At 70.2% G+C, this 19170-nt stretch carries 13 protein-coding genes and 3 pseudogenes; 4 read left to right on the top strand and 12 right to left on the bottom strand.

Features of this window, described 5'->3' with window-relative positions; translation table 11 throughout:
* Positions 1-2: 2 nt before the first annotated feature.
* The 3 genes and pseudogenes from IEZ15_RS29435 to IEZ15_RS45185 all read right to left on the bottom strand — a co-directional run bounded on the left by IEZ15_RS29435 (position 3) and on the right by IEZ15_RS45185 (position 2666).
* Positions 3-2114 (bottom strand): DUF4139 domain-containing protein, encoded by a 2112-nt coding sequence (locus IEZ15_RS29435; RefSeq protein WP_189280103.1) that lies wholly within the window; start codon positions 2112-2114, stop codon positions 3-5.
* A gap of 62 nt (positions 2115-2176) precedes the next feature.
* Positions 2177-2344, bottom strand: a pseudogene (locus IEZ15_RS47790) (RHS repeat-associated core domain-containing protein); the annotation flags it as partial.
* Between the two features lie 166 nt (positions 2345-2510).
* The gene (locus IEZ15_RS45185; RefSeq protein WP_229846167.1) at positions 2511-2666 is read right to left on the bottom strand and encodes a hypothetical protein; all 156 of its coding nucleotides are present in this window, start codon (positions 2664-2666) and stop codon (positions 2511-2513) included.
* 8 nt (positions 2667-2674) lie between these two features.
* Here IEZ15_RS45185 and IEZ15_RS45180 point away from each other — a divergent pair.
* Together IEZ15_RS45180 and IEZ15_RS45175 are read left to right on the top strand one after the other, a co-directional pair.
* Positions 2675-2959, top strand: a pseudogene (locus tag IEZ15_RS45180) (TIGR02679 domain-containing protein); the annotation flags it as partial.
* Between the two features lie 98 nt (positions 2960-3057).
* Positions 3058-3600 carry a DUF2399 domain-containing protein gene (locus tag IEZ15_RS45175; RefSeq protein ID WP_308427456.1) on the top strand — a complete coding sequence of 181 codons (543 nt, stop codon included), beginning with the start codon at positions 3058-3060 and terminating at the stop codon, positions 3598-3600.
* Here the strand turns inward: IEZ15_RS45175 and IEZ15_RS29425 are convergent.
* From IEZ15_RS29425 to IEZ15_RS29405, 5 genes and pseudogenes are all read right to left on the bottom strand, one after another.
* Positions 3579-4106, bottom strand: coding sequence for a hypothetical protein (locus IEZ15_RS29425; RefSeq protein ID WP_189280102.1), 528 nt, complete (start codon positions 4104-4106; stop codon positions 3579-3581). The genes IEZ15_RS45175 and IEZ15_RS29425 overlap by 22 nt on opposite strands.
* The gene (locus tag IEZ15_RS29420; RefSeq protein WP_189280101.1) at positions 4103-5320 is read right to left on the bottom strand and encodes a hypothetical protein; all 1218 of its coding nucleotides are present in this window, start codon (positions 5318-5320) and stop codon (positions 4103-4105) included. Before IEZ15_RS29420 ends, IEZ15_RS29425 begins: the two co-directional genes overlap by 4 nt.
* Positions 5317-8322 (bottom strand): DEAD/DEAH box helicase, encoded by a 3006-nt coding sequence (locus IEZ15_RS29415; RefSeq protein ID WP_189280100.1) that lies wholly within the window; start codon positions 8320-8322, stop codon positions 5317-5319. The genes IEZ15_RS29420 and IEZ15_RS29415 overlap by 4 nt, the downstream gene beginning before the upstream one ends.
* A 12-nt stretch (positions 8323-8334) precedes the next feature.
* Positions 8335-10011, bottom strand: a complete 1677-nt coding sequence (locus tag IEZ15_RS29410) for a phosphorylase family protein (RefSeq protein ID WP_189280099.1) — start codon at positions 10009-10011, stop codon at positions 8335-8337.
* A gap of 377 nt (positions 10012-10388) precedes the next feature.
* Positions 10389-11922 (bottom strand): annotated as a pseudogene (locus IEZ15_RS29405) (ISL3 family transposase).
* Between the two features lie 875 nt (positions 11923-12797).
* Here IEZ15_RS29405 and IEZ15_RS29400 point away from each other — a divergent pair.
* Positions 12798-15041, top strand: a complete 2244-nt coding sequence (locus IEZ15_RS29400) for a serine/threonine-protein kinase (RefSeq protein ID WP_189280098.1) — start codon at positions 12798-12800, stop codon at positions 15039-15041.
* 92 nt (positions 15042-15133) lie between these two features.
* On the opposite strand, the gene IEZ15_RS29395 is transcribed toward IEZ15_RS29400, so the two are convergent.
* Positions 15134-15676: a nucleoside-triphosphatase gene (locus IEZ15_RS29395; protein ID WP_189280097.1), complete on the bottom strand. Its 543-nt coding sequence runs from the start codon at positions 15674-15676 to the stop codon at positions 15134-15136.
* A gap of 111 nt (positions 15677-15787) precedes the next feature.
* Here IEZ15_RS29395 and IEZ15_RS29390 point away from each other — a divergent pair, with 111 nt between their 5' ends.
* Positions 15788-16240: a YbhB/YbcL family Raf kinase inhibitor-like protein gene (locus tag IEZ15_RS29390; protein ID WP_189280096.1), complete on the top strand. Its 453-nt coding sequence runs from the start codon at positions 15788-15790 to the stop codon at positions 16238-16240.
* 5 nt (positions 16241-16245) lie between these two features.
* Here IEZ15_RS29390 and IEZ15_RS29385 read toward each other — a convergent pair whose 3' ends face one another.
* The 3 genes from IEZ15_RS29385 to IEZ15_RS29375 are packed head-to-tail and all read right to left on the bottom strand — an operon-like array spanning position 16246 to position 18573.
* The gene (locus IEZ15_RS29385) at positions 16246-16890 is read right to left on the bottom strand and encodes a protein-L-isoaspartate(D-aspartate) O-methyltransferase (RefSeq protein ID WP_189280095.1); all 645 of its coding nucleotides are present in this window, start codon (positions 16888-16890) and stop codon (positions 16246-16248) included.
* The gene (locus tag IEZ15_RS47245) at positions 16880-17269 is read right to left on the bottom strand and encodes a hypothetical protein (protein WP_189280166.1); all 390 of its coding nucleotides are present in this window, start codon (positions 17267-17269) and stop codon (positions 16880-16882) included. Before IEZ15_RS47245 ends, IEZ15_RS29385 begins: the two co-directional genes overlap by 11 nt.
* A gap of 2 nt (positions 17270-17271) precedes the next feature.
* On the bottom strand, positions 17272-18573 hold the full coding sequence (locus tag IEZ15_RS29375; protein WP_229846165.1) for a baeRF2 domain-containing protein: 1302 nt from the start codon (positions 18571-18573) through the stop codon (positions 17272-17274).
* Positions 18574-19170 lie beyond the last annotated feature (597 nt).

Below are 19170 nucleotides of genomic sequence, written 5' to 3'. Positions count from 1 at the left end.
TGTCAGCTCCTGCGGTTGCCGCCGACCAGGGCCTTGCCGGTCGGGATGCGGATCTCGTAGCCGCCGTCGAGGGCGGCAGTGGCGCCTGTGGGCAGGTCCAGTCGCCAGACGCGGGTGCCCGGCGCATGTCGATCGGGCCCCGTGCCTTCCTCGGGTGCCGTCCAGTCGGCCCGTTCCTCGATCCGGACGTCCGGTTCGGAGGCGACCGGCACTCGCTCGCGGACTTCCACGGTGACGGGCCTCGCGAGCCGGTTGGCCAGCTCCACGTGGACGCGGTGGTCGAGCACGGTGGTGTTGTTGCGCAGGCCCGAGGTCGACTCGTGCAGGTTCGTACGGCGGGTGACCCGGATGCCCTCGGCCGGCCCGAGCCCCACCCGGCGGACACCGCCGGGGGCAAGCGTGGGCAGTGCGGCGGTCAGCAGGAAGTCGTCATCGACGGTGACCTCCACCGGGCCGGCCAGCAGTGCCTGGTCGGTGGCGTTGGAGAGCACCAACGTCGCGTACACGGTCTGCTCCACGGACGGCACGCAGAGGTACTCGGTACGCAGGCCGACCGGGATCTCGCCGACGGTCACGGTGTGCCAGGTGCCGTCCGACGGAATGTCGGCGCGGGCGGTGGCATCGAAGCGGTGGTCGAAGGAACCCGCCGACTCGCGGGGCCGCACGGCCTGTCCGGGCAACGGCAGCGCGGCCACCGCTTCGGCGCGGCGGCGGTACTCGGTCGCCACCGGGTCGAAGGGAGAGTCGGGAAACAGCCGGCCTCTGCGACCGCCCTGCTCGGCGGGGCCGCACAGGACAAGGGCGGCATAGTCGAGCTCGGCTCCGCTCGGCTGCGGCGGACCGGCTACTGGTGCCGGAGGGAGTGGCGGCGCGGCCCGGCCAGGAGCCGCAGGCGCCATGGCAGCGGGGGCGCCCGCGAAGGACCTGCCGCCGGTACGCGGCCTGTCGTCCGGTCGCGACCCGGCCGGCTGCGCGAGGGCGGGCATCCCGCTGCCGAAGACTTCCGAGAGAGCGCCGCCCGCGCCGCCGGGCACCGGAACTGCGGTCGGCGGACCGCCGTAGCTCTGCGGTGCCGGCGGCGGGGGAGGCGGCGGTGGCGGAACGGGACCGGACACGGAGCCGCCCGCGGCACCCACGGGCGCGGAGCCGGCCCCGACAGCTGTGGGTGCGGCGGTCGTGGCTGGGCCAGGGCCTGCCGCGTCGTACCCGGAGAACAGGTCGACGAGCCCGGCCGGGGGCTCGCGCCAGCCAGAAGCCGCGGGGGCGGGCTGACTACGTCCGATCCGGATCGAACGGAGCCTCGGCAGGTCCGTGCGGCGCCGAAGATCGGCGGTGGCCAGGGCGATGCGCACGCCGGTCCAGTCCTCGCCGGTCCGCTGGGCGACCGAGGCGCGCAGCACCAGACGGCCGCTGCCGTCGCCCTGACGGTGAGTGAGACGGTAGGCCGGCACCCAGACGGCGCCAGGCACCCCGTATTCCAGCTCCAGCTCCAGCTCCACTTCCGCATCACCGGTGCCGTCGAGTGTCAGGACCGCGCAGACCGTGTTCTCCACGTGTGCTGACGGTGTGTCGGTGGAGGCGCGGGCGAGCCTGTCGGCGGCGACGGTGAGCTCGTGCTCGACGTTGCGCAGTGCCTCCTCCAGCTCGACGAGGCGGTTGTGCAGTCCCGTCAGCCGCTCGTCGACGAAGTCGCCGAGCTCCAGCCACGCATCGACCGGGGTGCGGCGGTGCGGGTCCTCGCGCCTGCGGCCGGGTGGGACCGGGTGGAGGGCCCTGACCTCCTCGATCAGGCTCAGCTGCCGGTCCCGGCGTCCCTGCGCCGCCGCGTACTTGTCGCTCAGCCGCTCGATCTCGCGCCGCAACTCGTCGGGCATGCCCCTGCTGAGCGGCTCGGCCTCGATTTCCACCCGGGCCTCGGTGACGCGCACCCCGGGGGCGCCCAGGACACGGGCCAGCAGCGAGCCCGGGTCCAGCGAGCGGGGCAGTCCTGTCACCCGCACCCGGCCGTCAGGCGACACGCTGCCCCGGGCCAGGCGCCGGCAGACCGCGCCCTGCGCGTACACCACGACCGAATCGAGGGTCGACCCCCACCTCTGTGTTGACTCAGCCGTCATGTGCTCCGCCCCCTGCCGCGTCCATGCTGAGCGAAGCCTACGCCCGGGCGGTCTTCGCGTCCGCGGCCGGTCGTCGGGTCGTACTCGCGTGCGCCGAGGTGGGTGAGGCCCATGGGATCCTGAGTTCCGCCGACGAAGCCCTTGTCACCGGTCCACTGGGCAGGCTGAGTGCCTCGCATCTCACCGAACGGCTGCGTGTGCCGACGAATGACCACCTGGGTCGCCGCATCGCGGCACTCGCGTCGGCGGAAGCGCCCGGGCGTGTTCCTCGGACATCTCTTCGACGACGCATCACGCTGAGCTTCCGCTCTCGGTACGTTGTCGGTTGTCTTAACGGAGGTTGGCGGATACGAACATCAGCAATACCAACCGTAACGTCCGCTTGAGCTTCTTCGGTTAGTGAGTCGCGTCGGTGGCACTGTAGAGGGGAAGCCCGGCCGTACCGTCCGAGAAGTCGTCACCGCACTTGTCGGACCGCTCGGCGACAGCGCCGGTGAGCGCCGCCGCCAGGACGATGAACGCTCGGGGCTGTGGCCCTGGTTGGCCGGTCATGAAACGGTATGGGCGCAACTGGTGTTCGCCGACTGGGCCGCTTCCTGTCGGGTCGAAGCCCTGGTCGCGGCTCGGCGGAACGTACCCGTATGCTGCTCACCGACGCGCTCAATGTGCTCGCCGAACTCCCCTGTCAGGCTGAACCCCTGCCCGTCTTCGCTGCCCGGGTTCTGAACAGACACGCGCATGATCTCGGCGACGACACACCTCTTGCCACGCTCGTCCTGCGCGCCCTGGCGACCCTGTACGGCACTGTGCCACCGCAGTCCGCGGCGGAACGGTGCGCCTTGTGGAGCCGCGCGGGCGTAGCCGATGACGAGCTGTCCGCCACCGTCGTCGTCGGCGGACTGCGCCTCGTCAGCGACGGTCTGCTCGCCCGTGTGGCCCGCCTGTGCACCGAGGCAGGTCAGGCAGCCAGCCCCTCGCCCACGTCCGGAACCCGGGTGAGCTCACCTTGCCCGCCGCCCTCGCCCCACTCGTTGTCCACGTGGTGGAGAACCCCAGCATCCTGGCCCTCGCCCTTCGCCGCTTCGGCCCCGACTGTCCGCCGCTTGTCTGCACGTCTGGCTGGCCCAGCACTGCCGCGATCCAGCTCCTGTGCCTACTCGTCGACCGGGATGCCGCTCTTCGCTACCACGGTGACTTCGATGGCGAGGACATCCGCATTGCCGCATACGTCCTGGACAAGACGCGGGCGCACCCCTGGCGCATGACGGCAGCGGACTACCGGGCCGCGGTCGTCCGCAACGCACACGGTCTGCTACCCGGGGCATCACCGGAGCGCCGTGGGACCCCGCGTTGGCCGTCGAGGCCATGGCTGAGTACGGCACCGCCGTGGTCGAGGAACCGGTGGCCGATGTGCTGTTGGAAGACCTCACTGCCATCGCCCCGGGGCAATGGCCGCTGGGCGGTTCAGCTCCCGAGTTCGGCGTAGCGGACGACCTGGACCGCCAAGACGATGACCATGGCTGTTTCGGCCAGCGAGATCACCATCAGTGGCCAAGGTGTCGGGCCGAGCAGCCAGTAGACGGCCAGTGCCGCAAGCGGTGCCCCGCAGAACGTCATCAGGTCCACGGTGAGCTGGAATCGTTTCCGAGAGCCGCGGCGTGCGTCGCGACGGTGTGCGGATTCCCAGCCGAAGACATCTGTCTGGACTGACGTCAACTCCTTGAGGCGAGGGGACAGGTCGTCGCGTATGTACCGGCCGACGGCGGAAATTTTCTCGTCGTTGACCAGGTAGGTCCACCCCAGGACTACGGACAACGGGGGGAGCAGCAGCAACATTTCGAGGTGGCCGCCCCGTGCGAGCGTGGAGCCGATGACCGCCGCCAGGACGCCGAGGGTGGCGTAGATGAGGTTGTCGCGGAAGCCGATCCTGGCTCGTTGCTCCTGCTTGATCTGCTCGTACTCGGCAAGCAGGAGTTGGCCGATGTCGATCACAGTTTTTCATTCTCCAGACGAGCCAGTTGGGCTTCCAGACCGCTGAGGCCGTTCCTCTCCGCGCCGCTGCGGACAAGGGACACATCGGGGATCTCCAAGCGTAGTTGGAGGGCCAGGCGAGTGATGAGTTCTTCCGCTTCCTGTCGAGTGACCTGCCGGCGCGAGCCCATCCTCTGGTCCAGTCGGTCAAGAAAGGCGTGCTTCCGTGGTGTTTCCTCCGGGCACCAGACACGGAAGAAGCGGCTGCCCGCCATGCGATAGCTCCCGATGCGGGAGAACGGGATCCCCTTCTCGCCGAAGGCGGAGGAAGGCAGAGAGACCGACCAGGTGCCGTCGTCGTCCTGTTCCGGGGCAACCGTGTCGAGGCCCTGCTCGCGGAGCCACTTCAGGGCGGACCGCAGGAGGCGCTCGTCCGCCTCCGTGTCCAGCTCCTCGTTGTCGAGCGCGTTGATCAGCTCCGGCGTACCGGCGCAAAGCGCACTGAGCTCCGGGTCGTGTGCTGTCCCCGCCTCGGCCTGGCCGTAGACCAGAAGCCGCTCCCGGCCACGCACCAGGTAGACGGGCAGGAAGACGAGTGTCTCGCTCAGACACTCCACGGCGTTCAGCGCGACGGGGAGGTTGAACCGGGCCCGGTCCTTGCGGCTCTTGAGGCGGTCGAGGGCTGAGCGGTCGAAGCCGGATGCCACAGCGACCGGTGTGAAGCGTGGGTAGTGCTTGCTGCGCTGCGCCCGGTCCATCTCTTCGGCGGACAGCAGCGTCACGACCTCGTCGTCGTAGTGGGCCCGGGTCAGCGGGCCGCAGCTCAGTGCCTCGAAGTACAGCTGGCGTCGGTCCTGGCGGGTGACCACGTAGCGGATGTCGTCGTCCACGGAGCGCTGTCCCAGCGGCGTCAGGTGCAGCCGGCCTCCGGGCCCTTCCTGGGTGTGGCCGATCGCGGTCAGGAAACGCACGGCCTGCGCGACCAGGGCGCGGTCCAGTGCGAAGAACGCCGCGAGTTCGTCCACGGTGTCCAAGGAACCGTGGCGCAGCCCGCGCTCCAAAAATCGGTCGATCAGGAAGAAGGCCTCGCCCTCGGTGACGTCGGCGCGGATCTCCACCTTCCACACCGGCAACAGCAGTGCGTAGAGCCGGGTGGGCACGATGCCCTGTCCGAAGGCGGCGTCCTCCAGAACTCGCTCCTCAGGGAAGTTCATCAGGCGAGGTGCAGTGGTCATGGCCGGCCTCCTTCCCGGGCCAGGCGGGCGGCATCGCCCAGGTCCGGGACGGTTTCGTCGAGGGCGGCCGTGACCTCCCGGTAGTCCCGCAGATCGCCACGTTCGAGCAGATGCTGATGAAGGTCGCCGATGAGAGTGCGGAATCCTGGATCGTCCGCACGCATCAGAGTGCTCAGATCGCCGGTCAGGACGAGCTGGCTCTTGGCCCGTGTGAAGGCGACGTTGGCACGGCGCAGTTCCTTGAGGAAGCCGATCCGGCCCTCCGGATTACTGCGGGTGAAGCCGTACAGGACGACGTCGCGCTCTCCACCCTGGTAGGAGTCGACGCTGCCGACCGAAGCATCCGCGAGCTGAGAGTCACCGATCAGCGGGGTGAGGTAGCGGACGACCTCCAGCCGCTGAGCGAGGTAGGGGACGATCACCATCCACTCGGCGCCGCGGCGGTGGTAGAAGGCGGCGAGCCGGGCCAGAAGGCGCGCTTCGCAGGGGTTGAAGGGGCCCTTGCGGCTGCGGCCTTCGGTGCGCCCGCCCCCCGACTCACGACGCACGCGGTCGGGCAGCGCGGCAGTGTCGACGAAGGCCATCGGGCTCGCGAACAGGGGATCGCGGTGACTGTGATCCTTCTCCGTGAGCAGTTCTCCCCGGTAGAAGGCGGCCGAGATGAAGTCGGCGATCTCGGCGGGCATGCGACGCTGGCGGGTCAGCTGCACGACATGCGAAGAGGGCAGCCCGGCACGCAAGCGTTCCAAGGCGCTCTGTGACATCAGCCGGATCAGTTCGGGATCACCGATGTCCTGGGCCCACTCGTCCACGTCGGCATCGCGGAAGGGCGGCAATTGCCGGTCATCGCCGACCAGGACACCACGGCGGACCCGAGCCAGAGGCACCAGTGTGTCCGCGATTCCGATCTGGCCGGCCTCGTCGACGATTCCCAAGTCGAAGTCGACGCCAGCCAGTTCGGCGCGTGACGCGGCGCCGATGCAGGTGGCGCCGACCACCTGGGCGTAGCGGACGAGTTCGGGCACCAGCTGCCCCGGGTCCTGGCCGATGGCGGCTCGCCACTGCTGGGTCAGTTCCTGGCGTCGCGAAAGGACCGGGAGCCAGTCCTTCAGCTGCCCGTGCAGGGCGCGCAGCGCGGTCGCCCCATCGGCCGGATCCAGCAGGCGAGCCGGCAGCGCCGTGCCCGGCACGACCGAGCGCAGCGCGTGGACGGCCGTGTCGGCTGCCTCGTAGGCGGACTGGACGCTCTTGGCGACGTGGCCTTCCGCCGTCTGAAGTGTGGTTCGGGCGGCGATGACTGCGGGGTCCTCGCGGGTCGCGCGTTCTGCCCCGGCGCTCGCCGCCTCGGTCCGCCGGAGGATGCCGGGGGCGAGCGCGTTCAGCTTCTCGATCTCGGCTGTCTCGGTGGCGAGCTCTTCTTCCCGGCGGCGAGCCCGGGTGCGGTGCAGGCGACCGGTGAACAGGGCGTTGGAACGCTGCCGTTCGGAGTGGGCCTTCGCCCGGAGCCACTCGGCACGCTCGGTGCGATCCTCCAGGATCGACCGCCGTTGTTGTTCCTCGCGCCGGAGCGCCGCCAAATGCTCCTGGGCTGGTGCGGCCGCGGCCCGAATCGCTGCGCGCAGGCGCAGGTCCGCGGTCCGCGCCTCCTCGGCGTGGCTGTCGACCTGCTGAACGCGCGTGGCGAGCTCGGCTGTCCACGGTTCTACGGCTGCTGCCTCCTGGTAGGCCTGCGTACGCTGGGCCATTGCGTGCCGGATCTCTTCGGAGAGGCTCTCCGACTGTTCCTCCAGGAGTAACGGTTTGACGTCGGCGTGAACCTTGCTCTCGTCCCCGACCCGGATCACCACGAGATCTTGCGGGAGCCGGGCTAACACGTTGTCCACGGCGCGGTTGGTGTGGGACGTGACAAGCACTCGGCCGCTGTCCGCGGCGGACGTGGTTGCGGCGGTGTGGGCGATCTCCGTGATGGTCCGGGTCTTGCCCGTGCCGGGCGGGCCGAGCACCACCAGCAGGTCCTCGGTGGTCAACGCCTTGCGGAACGCCCGGAGTTGTTCGGGGTCGAGTTCCTGGTGCGGTTGCGCGCCAGTCGCCGGGATCGGGCGCACCTGGTGTTCGACCATGGCAGGGAGGAGGCCAGGGTTCTTGGAATCGCGTGCGCGGAGGCTCGCCACGGCCTGCCGCTGCTTGTTGAAGATCACATTGCTGGGGATGAGCTCCAGAGCGCCGCGCGTCGGCAGCCGGTCCCATGACGCGGGCTGATCGAATCGGACGGTGACGCACCGGCCCGCTGCCCGGCCCACTTTGCCACGGGTCTCCGTGTCGCCCTGAATGCGGACGAAGGCGCCGGACGGCGGCAGCTCCGGTCCGATGAGCTCGAATTCGTAGACGGACTGCGGGGCTCTGCCGCGCTTGCCACCAGTGGCCGTGAAGCTCTGATACGGGAAGGGGGCGGCTTGGCGTGCCTCCCGCGTGGTGATCTCCTCGGTGGCGTCGATGAGGCGGTCCACCGAGTCGAGAAAATCCGACTGGGCATCGCCGGTAGACTGGACTTCCGGCTGATCCGCCCGCGCCTGACCGAGACGCTGCCAAGCCTGTTCGAGGACCTGCCACTGGGCGTCCGAGCCCGTGGGTACAGCCCGCAGCTCAAACACCATGTGCCAGACAGGCGGGCGCACCACAAGGCAGGACCTGGCGAGTCGCGCGTGGTCGGTGAGGCGCAGCGGATCGATGTGCTTGACGAGGTAGCCGCTCCCTCGGTTCGTCGCTTCGAGGCGTATCCGGTACGCGCGTGTATGAACCAGCAAGGACGGTTTGTACTTGCCGCCAGCCGGGTTGACGATCACGGCCACGCCGGCTTTCAGCTGGTTCAGGTCGTGAACGATCTGTGAGGCGTCCGGTGGCAGACCGGCGCTGGATTCGGCCTTCGAGCGAAGCTGTTCATCGAGACCGAAGCCGGGTACGAGAACCAGCGGGGCGCGCAGGGCGATGGTGGTGACGGGCATCGGCGGCGCTCCTCAGCGCTGGGGCGGCGGGACGGATGCCAGCTCGCGTGCGGCGGAGAGCAGAGCGAGGCGGAGCGTACGCGCCTCCGGGCGGGCCCCCGGATCCTCCCGCAGCGCACCGGCGACCGCGTGGACGAGACTGTCCGGTACGGAGTCCGAGCCGCGGTAGGCAGGCAGCCTGGGGTCGGGGATACGGCCGGTCAGCGCGCGGTGGAGCAGCGCGCCCAACTGGTAGACGTCGGTGGCCGGCCCAGGGCGTCCACGGGAGCCGTGCCGCTGCTCGGGTGCCCGGTAGGGCCCGGCGTTCTCGCCCGGGCGGGGCGGCACGGTGGCCAGACCGAAGTCGCGCAGCACCATCTGGGGCCGGTGCATGACGACCGCGGTCGGCCGGAGCGCGCGGTGCGAGAAGCCCGCGCCGCTCAACCGTTCGAGGACGTGGGCCACGTCGGCGAGCCCTCTCACGATGGACCACAGGCGCTGCGGGTCCGTCGGCGTCGGCGACTCGGGCAGCAGTTCATGGACAGTCCCCATGGGGCTGCCGAGCCTCGCGTCGCCCGGCCAGGCCAGAGCGAGCGTGGAGGTCTTCCCGCTGCGGGTCAGCTGTACGACGTCGGGGCCACGGAGCCTGCGGCACAGCTCGGCTTCCTGTTCGAGCGCGGCCAGCGGGTCGAATTGGTTCGGGCCGGGAAGCGGCCCTGTCCGTTCGACCTGGCGCAGCCAGGCGTAGGCGCCGCGACCACCCCCGTCGGGCACCACGCGTGCCACTGCCTGACGTCGCAGCACGTCGCCGTCCCGCGACTCGTGAACGAGATCACCGGGGCTTTCGTACAGCAGGTACTGCTGTCCCGCGACATCGATGACGGGCCGGCTGTCCCAGGCGGCCGGCTCGGGGGAGCGGTCGGGGGCGGACACCACGACCATGGCGGGTGCGCTGCGCGGCTCCTGGGCAACCTGCCGTTTCGGGCGCAGGTCGCGCAGCACCCGCATGGCGAAGGCGGCGGCGTGCCGCGCCGCCGTCTCCTGCGAGCCCGTGGCGTCGCGTGTGGATTTGTCCGGGTCGGCGAAGTCGCTGATGCCGCGGATGGACAGGGCCCGCACCGCGCTGTTCATCCTGGTTGCGTGGGTGACGCCGTGGCTCTCCATGTCGACGGCCACCGCGTCGTTGTAGTGCCGGCGGATCCGTCGGGCCGTCTCGGAGTCGCGGAAGCCGAGCAGCACGTCACCTGACGCGATCGGCTCGAAATGAACCTTGGGTGGTGTGGAGAGGCGGGTGTCCGGGCGGAGATAAGCCCAGGGTTCGTTGCGACGGGCGGAGCGTACCAGCTGGTCCATGTCGTGCTCCGGCGACCAGGTGTCAGGGCGGGCGGCGAATCCGTCCACGCTCTCGCGTCCACCGTGATAGCCGTGAACCTTGCTGGCGACGACGACGTCACCGAGGTGGATATCGTCCCTGAGCGCACCGGCGACGCCGACGAACAGCACAGCCTCGGCGTCGAAGTGCTCGATCGTGGACTGCGCGACGAGGGCCGCACGGGTGTTGGTGGGGCCCGTCTCCGCCAGCGCCACCTCCCAGTTGAGGCCCGGCATCCGGCCGACGTCGAGAAGGGTGCCTTGTGGCAGTTCGACCTCGTGGACGTCCACCATGTGCTGGCGCACCGCCTCGTATTCCACCTGCAAAGCAGTGAGCACAACCACAGTGGGTCGTCGCCTGCTCGCTCCCCCCAACAGAAACCCTCACCTTCACAGGTCTGAGACTGAACCTCGTCACTCCCGGCTGTCGTCCCGCTCAGCGTGGGAAGCAGCAAGAACGAGCACTCTAGCCTGGCCCATCGAAGCGTATTCGTGAGTCGGCCTCGCCTGATGACGCCCGCTGCCGGAACAGTAAGGAACGAGCCAATCCAGCGCCTCGTCGACGGTTGCCTCAAGGGAGACTCACGGAGTCGAGGGTTAGCAACTTCGCTTGGCGTTTAAGCGCGGCAAAATCGTTTCTTGTTGGGGTTCGCCGTTCGCCGGGACTGTAAATCGTTCGGCTCTGGCACGTAGTCGGTGGTGACGCTGGGTGTCCGTCAGGGCAGGAGGATCCGGTGGCGGAGGAGGTCGATTCCGGCGCGTCCGTGCATCTGTCTCGTGATCCTCTTGGCGCGGGTGTTGACGCCTTCGGTGCGGCCGTTGTGGTACGGCAAGGTGAGGTCGGCGTCCACGGCGGCCCGCTCGATTTCGAGGTCGTTGGTGAGACTGCGCAGGTGCGGCAGGTCGACGGCGCGGGCGGTGGTGATCCACCCGGTAAGTTTCACATCGTTGCCCTCGGCCGGTTTCAGCAGGGCGGCGAAGCCGCGTACGAGATCGGTGAGCGCGGTCATCTCCGGGCAGGTCGCGGCGATCTTCTCCAACAGGGCCGTTTCCTTCGGGCGCAGATTCTCGGGGTCGGTGAGTAGGAGACGGCTGGCATGACGCGGCGTGGTTACGGGGCGGTCGCCTTCGGCGCGACCCTGGTTGAGGTAGCGAACCAACAAGTTGGCGCTGCCGGTGTAGCCCAACTCTTGGATCTCTCGCAGCAGTTGGGTGACGGGGACTGCGGAGTCGGCCTGGCGCCGTTCGCGGAAGTGGTCGCGGTAGGGGTCGACGAGGGTGGGTCGGTAGGCGGGGACGATGCGCAGGGCCTGGGGTTCGGGCATGCGGGCATACCGTTTGACGGTATTCAGGGCCAGGTTGAGGCGGCGGGAGCAGTCGAGCAGGCCGACGCCCTGGCCGAGGAGATCGTGGACCTTGTTCCAGCGTTCGCGGGTGGTCTGCTCGCGTACTCCGCCGGGGCGGGGCGGGTTGATGGTAGCCCAGCAGTCGGCGTGCGCGCGGACCTCGAGCAGGACTTTGGCGCAGAGGTTGTGCCAGAGGTGCCATCGGTCGCTGACCTGCACCGCGTCGGGCAGAGCGCAACGGACGGCCTCGGCGTAGGTGGCTGATCCGTGCCGGCATACGACCTCGACACCGCTGCCGTGCTCCCGCAGCCAGGACTCCAGGGTGGCCGCCTCACGGTCGGGCAGGACCGCGACGCGTCCGCCGGTCTCGGCGTCCGTGATGATCGTGGCGTATCGATGCCGGCGGCGCAGGGCGAAGTCGTCCACGCCGATCACCCGCAGGACCGCTTGATGCGGCAGCGGCAGGCGCCGCAGATAGCGCAGCGCAGTGCTGCGGGAAACGGGCACAGCCAGCAGACCGGCGAGGCGCGGCCGGCCAGCCGCATAACTCCCGCGCCACCTGGGATATCTGGTCGGCCAGCCGCACTGTGCGGCGCTGATGGCGCTCCAGCAGTCCGGGAATCTGCTCGCGGAAGGTCTGCCGCCGGCAGCCCGGGACAGGGCAGACCAGCCGCCGTACGCGCAGGTGGACGACAACCTGGCGGCCGTCGACCGGCACGTCCGTCACCGTCCGGCCGTGGTGCCCGTGCACCTTCGCCGTCGGAGTCCCGCACTCCGGACATGGCACCGCCACATCCAGGGTGCGGGCCGTGATCGCCACCGCGTCACCGCCGTCCGCCACGTCCTCGACGACCAGCACCGACAGCCCCGGAAACACCGTGACCATAAGGGAGTTGACATCCATCACAAGATCGTGATCACGGATAGCTACTCAACGTCACCACCTAGTACGGGCCAGAGCCGTTCGTTTGACAGGCCCTCTCCAGCACGCCTGGAGGACGGAGCTCGCCTGCGCCGTCGTGGGACCCTGGCGGGGGCGTAGCTCGTCTACCTGACGCCGTCCGAGAGAGGGCCGGGGTGGACGGGCTTCGGCTCCGACAGGAGTGCTCCTCTGACCGGTTGTGAACGCTCCAGATGCCCGAAAGGGCGCTTGGCGCGGCCGCATACCTGCGTTGACCTGCAGCTATGTTCGTTCCCGCTTAATGCGTCATCTTCTCGATGAGGCGCCACGTCGAGGGAGCGATCGAGTACCTTGGCAGTTGCCTTAACGGAGGTTGGTGGACACGAACGTCGATAATGCGGACCGTCAGGTGCGCCTGAGCTTCGTCGGTCAGTCGATCGCTTCGGTGGGACCGTAGAGGGGAAGTCCGGCCGCACCAAATGAGCAGCGCGCGTTGCCGCCGCATGGTGGGCGAAGGCGGCCAGCAGGTCCTTTGTCTCTTGGTGGTACGCGACCTCAGCCTCTTCTGGCCTGCGGCAACGAATGAAAATTCCTGATGTGCGGCCGAGTTGATCCGCTCCTGGTCCGGATCTCGGCAGGTGGTCGCTGGTGATCGGGGCCGAAGGCCGGTCGGAGTGCTTTTGCGGTACCACATGGCACAGGTTGCAGATCGTGTCCTGTGCGGTCCAGGTGGTCCATGTGCGGCACGGGAGCAGCCCAGGGCTCCCTGTTCGTCACCCGCTTTGCTCTGCCGTACTGCCCTGCGGCTAGTTTGTGTGCAGGACAGATACGCAGGTCCGTGTCGGCAGAGGTACACGGGGGACGGGAGGTCGGGAAGAGTGTCGCTGCGCGGAGGTGATCCAGTCGAGATCGGCGGCTATCCGCTTGAGGCGCGGCTCGGCTCGGGTGGCATGGGCACGGTCTTTCTGGCCCGTACGAGTTCGGGGCGACCTGTCGCGATCAAACTGATTCACCAGCAGTTCGCGGGGGACGACGAGTTCCGTATCCGTTTCCGGCAGGAGGTGGCGGCGGCGAGGCGGGTGAGCGGCGCGTTCACCGCCGCCGTGGTCGACGCTGCCCCTGAGGCCGAGCAGCCGTGGATGGCGACGACCTATATCGAGGGGCACACGCTCGCCCAGCACATCGCCACGAAGGGCCCGCTGAACGGAGCGGAGCTGAGGAGGCTCGCCATCGGGCTGGCGGAGGCGCTGCGCGACATCCACCGGGTGGGGGTCGTCCACCGTGACCTGAAGCCCTCGAACGTCGTGCTCTCGCCCGAGGGCCCGCGCGTCATCGACTTCGGCATTTCACGCGCCGTGGACCAGCAGACGCTGACGATGACGGGGCGCGTCATCGGCACGCCGCCCTTCATGTCGCCGGAGCAGTTGCAGGCGCCGCGTGGTGTGGGGCCGCGGTCCGATGTCTTCTCGCTGGGGACGCTGTTGGTGTACTCAGCGACGGGCCGCGGGCCCTTCGACGCGGACAGCCCATACATGACGGCGTATCAGGTGGTGCACGAGGAGCCGTCGCTGGGTGCCGTGCCGGTGGCTTTGCGCGCGGTCGTCGAGTCGTGCCTGGACAAGGAGCCCAAGAGGCGCCCCTCGGTGGACGAACTCCTCGTGCTGCTGCGGGACCTGCCGGCCGACCTCGGTGGGACCGACGCGAACGGGGTTGGCGCGGGCTGCACCCGCGACGTGATCACCCAGCATGACTTCGCGACGCGGGCCACCCCGGCGCAGACTGCCCCGACCACCACCCCGGCCGGTCCCGATACAGGGAGCACCGGCACCCCCATCGGCCGCCGTCTGCGTCGCCGATGGCGTCCTGTGCTCGCGGCCGCGGTCGCGGTGGCAGCGATCGGCGGGGGAGTCGCCGCACTGAAGGCGGGCGGCTTCGGGGGGAACAGCGGTGGCGACAAGGGCAACAGCGTTGCGGCGCCGGGTGCCGCACTTCCGGACGGCTTCGAGCCGTGGCGCAAGACCGTGCAGGGCGGGAGCGAGGACATCCCCGACGAACTGCGTTGCGTCGCGCGCGGCGACGCGCTGTTCTGCGGGGGCGGCGGTGTTGTCGCGACCCGTATCAGGGCCCTGGACGGCTCGCGGGTGTGGACGGCGAAGAGTCCCGGCGTCCCCGTCCAGGGCATGCACCTGGTGGGCGCCACCGACGACACGGTGCTCGGTTACCGCTTCGCCGCCCAGGACGCCCCGCAGGACCCTCCCAGCGAGGTGGTGGCCATCGACGCGAACAACGGCCGGGAGCTGTGGTCCGTGCCGTCCGGCGCCCAGTCGATGGCCGTCACGGGTCGAACTCAGGACGCCATTGTGGTCGGCTCCGCCGTCGTGACGGTCGACGCTTCCAACTCCCGCTTCGAGGCCCGGGACGCGCACAGCGGTGAGGTCGCCTGGACGACGCCGTTTCCCGCGGGTACGCAGTGCGCTCCCGTCCCGGTGGGCCCACAGCTCTTCGCGATGTGCGCGATGGGTGCGGAGGTGGATGCCTCGGAGGTGCGCCACCCCACCCTGTACACGGTCGACCGCGCCTCGGGGACACTGGGCGGGCCCATCGCGGTCGACGGCCCCGCCGTGCCGATGGGCGTCGCCAACGGCAGGCTCGTACTCCTTCAGGGACACATGGAGGGAACGGCGCTGGCCGGCTACGACGGGGTGGCGCGGGTCGACCCGGCCTCGCGGCAGGTCACGTACTCCCGACTGGCCAAGACATACGCGGGGACGCCCGGCATGGCGGACGGCACTGTCTACGTGAGCGGGCAGACCGGTCTCGTCACAGCGCTCGACCCCGCGACCGGCCGGAAGAAGTGGTCGCGGCAGACAAGCGTGGAGGGTGCGTCGGGTCCCGTTGCGGGAGCCGACGCGCTGTATTTCAGCTCGGCCACCGGCCGGGTGGTCGCGCTGTCGCCGTACGATGGCAAACCCCTGTGGACAACAGACCCGCAGGCCGATGGTTTGACGGGTGAGCAGGGCGCAAGCCCGCGCGTGACCGTTGCGGGGCGTGCGGTGATCGTGGCCGCGGCCAAGAACACGCTCTTCGCCTTCGACGCGCAGAAGCCGCCGAGGTCGGGCTGACCCGGGCGGCACGGGACGCCGGCCGCTTTCCTTGCCGTGCGGACACCTCAGCGGCTCACTCGGTCGCCTGCGCAGCCGGCGAGGTCGGCCTCTCATCCGTGAGAGGGAGGCTGCTGCAGCCGGGCCGCGAGCTCCCCCGGCAGGACGTCCCGGTTTGCCGGCGTGAGCTGGACGACCTCGATGTCGGCGCGCCGCTTGAGGGCGTCGGTGAACGGATCGCGGTGCGTGTGGACCGTGGCGACGACGTCGACCTCTGCGACGAGCAGCGCGTCGACCGCGTGCCGGAACGCCGTGCACGCCAGTTCCATCCGTCCCAGCTCGTCGATGAGCACCAGCCGCCCCGTCGCCTCCTCGGTTCCTGCCGGCTGAAGCGACGGCAGCGCCAGTCGTTCCATGACGCCCAGGTCGACGCCGTATTTCCCTACCCGTGGCGGACCGGGCAGGTCGACATGGGCGAGCACCTCCCGCCGGCCTGCCAGGGTTTCCAGGGCGAAACCGACGCGGGCGCCGGATTGCCGGATCTCCTGTGTGGTGAAGCCGGTGACCACGTCGGTGGGCAGCAGCGCGGCCAGCCGACGGACGGCGGTCGTCTTGCCCGCGCCGGGGCGGCCCTCGAGCAGGATCCTTGTCGGCACACTGCCATCTTTACCCCCGCTTCCGGAGGCGGCCCGGGTGGGCTCGGCCGAACGGGGGTTTTGGGGGTGCGGACCGGTGCCGGTGCCGCCGTTGCGGGTATGGCGGCGCGCATGAGCAGAATTGAACTCAGCAGCACCGCGTTCGACGACAAAACGGTGATCCCCCGTCGGTACAGCGGGGAGGGTGAGAACATCTCACCGCCCCTGACCTGGTCGGGGGTGCCCCACGAGGCCACGGAGCTGGTGCTCCTGTGCGAGGACCCGGACGCGCCGGGGACGACCTTCCTGCACTGGCTGGTGACCGGCATCGATCCGCGGACCACCGGGGCGGCGGAGGGCCAGAAGCCCCACGGGGGTCTGCCATGGCCCAACGGCTTCGGCCGCGTGGGCTGGGGAGGGCCGATGCCTCCACCGGGGCACGGGCCGCACCGCTACTTCTTCCGCCTGTATGCCCTGTCCGAGCCGCTGCCGCTGCACGACCACCCGGGCGCCGAGGATGTGCACCGTGCCCTGAAGGGCAGGGAGCTGGCCTCCGGCACCCTGGTCGGGACCTATCAGCGCTGAGCGCGTCACCGCTGGTCGTAGCCATGGACGCCGTACAGCCGGACGAACCGGGCCGCGGTGACGGTCCTGAGGTGCACCAGGCCGCGGGCCCGCCGCTCGTACAGCTCGACGCGCTCCTGCCCGCCCTGCCCGATCGGCTGGACGAGCCGGCCACCGGTGCGGAGCTGATCCACGAGCGGCTCGGGCACTCGCGGGAAGGCCGCGCAGACGATGACGGCGTCGTACGGGGCACGGGTCGGCATTCCGAGGGTCCCGTCGCCGAGTACGACCTCGGCATTGCCGACGCCCTGCCCGGCCAGCCGCAGGCGGGCCTCGTCGACCAGGTCGGGCCGGCGCTCGACGCTGACGACGTACGCGGCCAAGCGGGCCAGCAGCGCGGTCTGCCAGCCGTATCCGGTCCCGACCTCCAGGACCTGTTCGTCTCCGGTGAGGCCGAGAGCGGAGACCATCATGGCGATCAGCGAGGGCTGGGTGGTCACCTGCCCGTGGGGGAGCGGAACGGGCGTGTCCCGGTACGCGGATGCCACCTCGTCCGCGGGGACGAATTCCGCCCGGGGGATGCTCCGTACGGCCTCCAGGAGACGGTCGTCGGTCACGCCCACGGCGTGGGCCGCGCGGACCAGGTCCTCGGGGGTCCTTTTACGGGCCATCGGACCGCGGGGCCGTGGCGGTGGCGCCGGCGGCCCCGATCGTGGTGCGTTCCGGTCCGACCACGATCCCCTTCGACGTCGGCGTGTCGCTGATCCCGGCCGTACTGTCCAGCGGCACCAGGACATTGGTCTGCGGGCAGCAGGCGGCGGCGCAGCCGGGTGCGGTCGGGTGGGCGATCAGCCGGAAGCCCTCCGCGTGGCGCTCGGTGTGCCCCGTGCGCGGCCACAGCAATGTGCGGGGCGACCGCGCCATGGGCATCTGGGAGCGGATGCCCCAGTCGAAGCCCTTGGTCTGGTTGAGGTCGAGCAGCGTCAGCGCCGTACGGCGGACCGTCGTCTGCTCCAGGGAGTACCGCAGCGCGGTGGCCACCGTCGGCACGCCTACCGCCCAGGTCTTGGGCGGGGTGATCGAGAGCCCGTCTCCTCCGCGCCGCTCCTGTCCCTGTCCATGTGCCCCATCCGCCGCTCATCCGCCGCGCTGCCGTTCCGGCCCAGTGTCGGCACGTTCCGCGCGCGGCGCGATCCGGGGCGGCCGGGCACAAGGGGCGGCCCGTGATCCGGGAGGCACAGCGTGCCGGCGTCAGGACGGGACGGGGTCCCCGGGTCCGTGTACCGCAGCAGGGCACCCACGCCCTCGTACAGCCTCAGCTCGCTCTCCGGTACGACGACCAGCTCGGCACGGGTGCCGACGAGGGCCCGGACGAGGGCCTCGTCGGCGCGTTCCTCGCGCGGGGCCCGCACGCCGAAGGACATCAGCTCCGCCTCGGTCAGGGCGAGCTGAGTGGGCCGGGAGCCCGCCCAGAGCCGCAGCGAAGACCCTGGCGGCCGGTTCAGCAGCAGTGCCGCGACCTGGCCGCGCTGGAGGGCGGCGACGGTGGCGGCCAGCCCCTCCGTCATGGGTCCGTCCAGGGCACGCCGGCCGATGAAGATGTCCACGAGTTCCCGGTCGTGCGCGGCCATGCGGCCGCGGAAGACGCCGTCGAGCTGCGGCTCCAACAGGGCGCGGCCGGTGTCGGTGGGGGTCCGGCCGCCCACGCGTACGACCTTGTCCCGCAGGGTGTGCGGCAGGCGGCGGATCAGTACGTTGCACGCCCACTCGTCCCCGCCCACGACGACGGCGTCTGCATGGGCGCGCCGCGCCTGTTCGTCCAGCCGGTGGCCGAGCCGGAGGGAAGTACGGTGCCAGGTCGCCACCGCGACCCTGCGGTGCAGCCGCTCACCCGCGGTGACGGTGGACGCGGGCCAGGTGCCGGTCTCCGCCTCCAGAGTTACCCAGCCGTGGGTCTCGGCGGTCGGAAGGCCGCCGTAGTGGACGACTACGGCCATGTAGGGGATCTCCGGAACGTGCTGGGTGACCAGGGGCATCGCGTCCGGCAGGGTGCTGTAGCGCGCGGAGTCGTGCTCGGGCGGCCTGGGCAGCTCCCCGTCCAGGACGAGCGTGCCGTGGGCGGCGAAGATGGCCTGACCGTGCACCCCCGGCACCTCTGTGTCGGCGCCGACCACCTCCTCCAGCACGTTCAGCAGCGCCCGGTCCGATCCCTGACGGGACAGGCTCTCGCGCAGCCGCTGCCAGCGCAGCGCGATGGCCCGCTCGGGATGCTCGACGTCTCGGGAGGTGTCCAGGTACACGGAGGCGAACGGGCCCGGCTCCGCGTAGAGGGGTTCAAGGAACGACAACCTCATCGCCACTCCTCGTCGATGGTCTCCCCTCCTTCGATGATGCGCGCCTCGGCGGGCGATGGTGCTCGATGAGCGCAAAGCGGTACGGAACGCTAGGCGGTCAGGCGCCGGCCGGCTGCCGGCCCGGCGTGAGCGTGGTGGCGGCGACCAGGCCGCCCAGCACCGCCGAGCCGCGGGCCGGGACAGCAGGCCGACTCGGCCGACGAGGCGCGGCGTATGGCTCAGGTGGTTCTTTCCGAGGAGTGACCCGGTCGTCCGGACGAACAGGGGCTTTCCATCGAAGGATTACGCCGGCCGGCTGCGGGGTCGGCCACCCTGAGTGGCCCGCCGAGCAGATCCACTCGGCGGTGAGCCGGTATCGGCCTCCGCCTTTTCTGCTCGGTCGGCCTGCGGGCCCGGGCCGGTCGTGCCGCTCCGTCTCCCTGCGCTGATCGGACGCCTCGCCTCACCACGTCCGACCGGCGCAGGGCTGCCCCCGGCTCGCGCGTCGCCGATGCCCCGTCGAGACCGCCGATTTGGCGCTGGGGATGTGATGCCACCCATAGGAGCTGTGTCACATCCTAAGGCGGGTAGTAGGGCGAGGGGCCGCCCGAACGGCAT

The sequence above is a fragment of the Streptomyces atratus genome (assembly GCF_014648655.1).
Classification (GTDB): Bacteria; Actinomycetota; Actinomycetes; order Streptomycetales; family Streptomycetaceae; genus Streptomyces; species Streptomyces atratus.
This window is presented reverse-complemented; position numbering and strand designations above follow the sequence as displayed.

Bases quoted from the DNA above. Each gene is read 5' to 3' on its own strand.
- IEZ15_RS29435 (WP_189280103.1), bottom strand. From the start codon at position 2,114: ATGACGGCTGAGTCAACACAGAGGTGGGGGTCGACCCTCGATTCGGTC.
- IEZ15_RS45185 (WP_229846167.1), bottom strand. From the start codon at position 2,666: ATGACCGGCCAACCAGGGCCACAGCCCCGAGCGTTCATCGTCCTGGCG.
- IEZ15_RS29420 (WP_189280101.1), bottom strand. From the start codon at position 5,320: ATGACCACTGCACCTCGCCTGATGAACTTCCCTGAGGAGCGAGTTCTG.
- IEZ15_RS29415 (WP_189280100.1), bottom strand. From the start codon at position 8,322: ATGCCCGTCACCACCATCGCCCTGCGCGCCCCGCTGGTTCTCGTACCC.
- IEZ15_RS29390 (WP_189280096.1), top strand. From the start codon at position 15,788: ATGAGCAGAATTGAACTCAGCAGCACCGCGTTCGACGACAAAACGGTG.
- IEZ15_RS29385 (WP_189280095.1), bottom strand. From the start codon at position 16,890: ATGGCCCGTAAAAGGACCCCCGAGGACCTGGTCCGCGCGGCCCACGCC.
- IEZ15_RS29375 (WP_229846165.1), bottom strand. From the start codon at position 18,573: ATGAGGTTGTCGTTCCTTGAACCCCTCTACGCGGAGCCGGGCCCGTTC.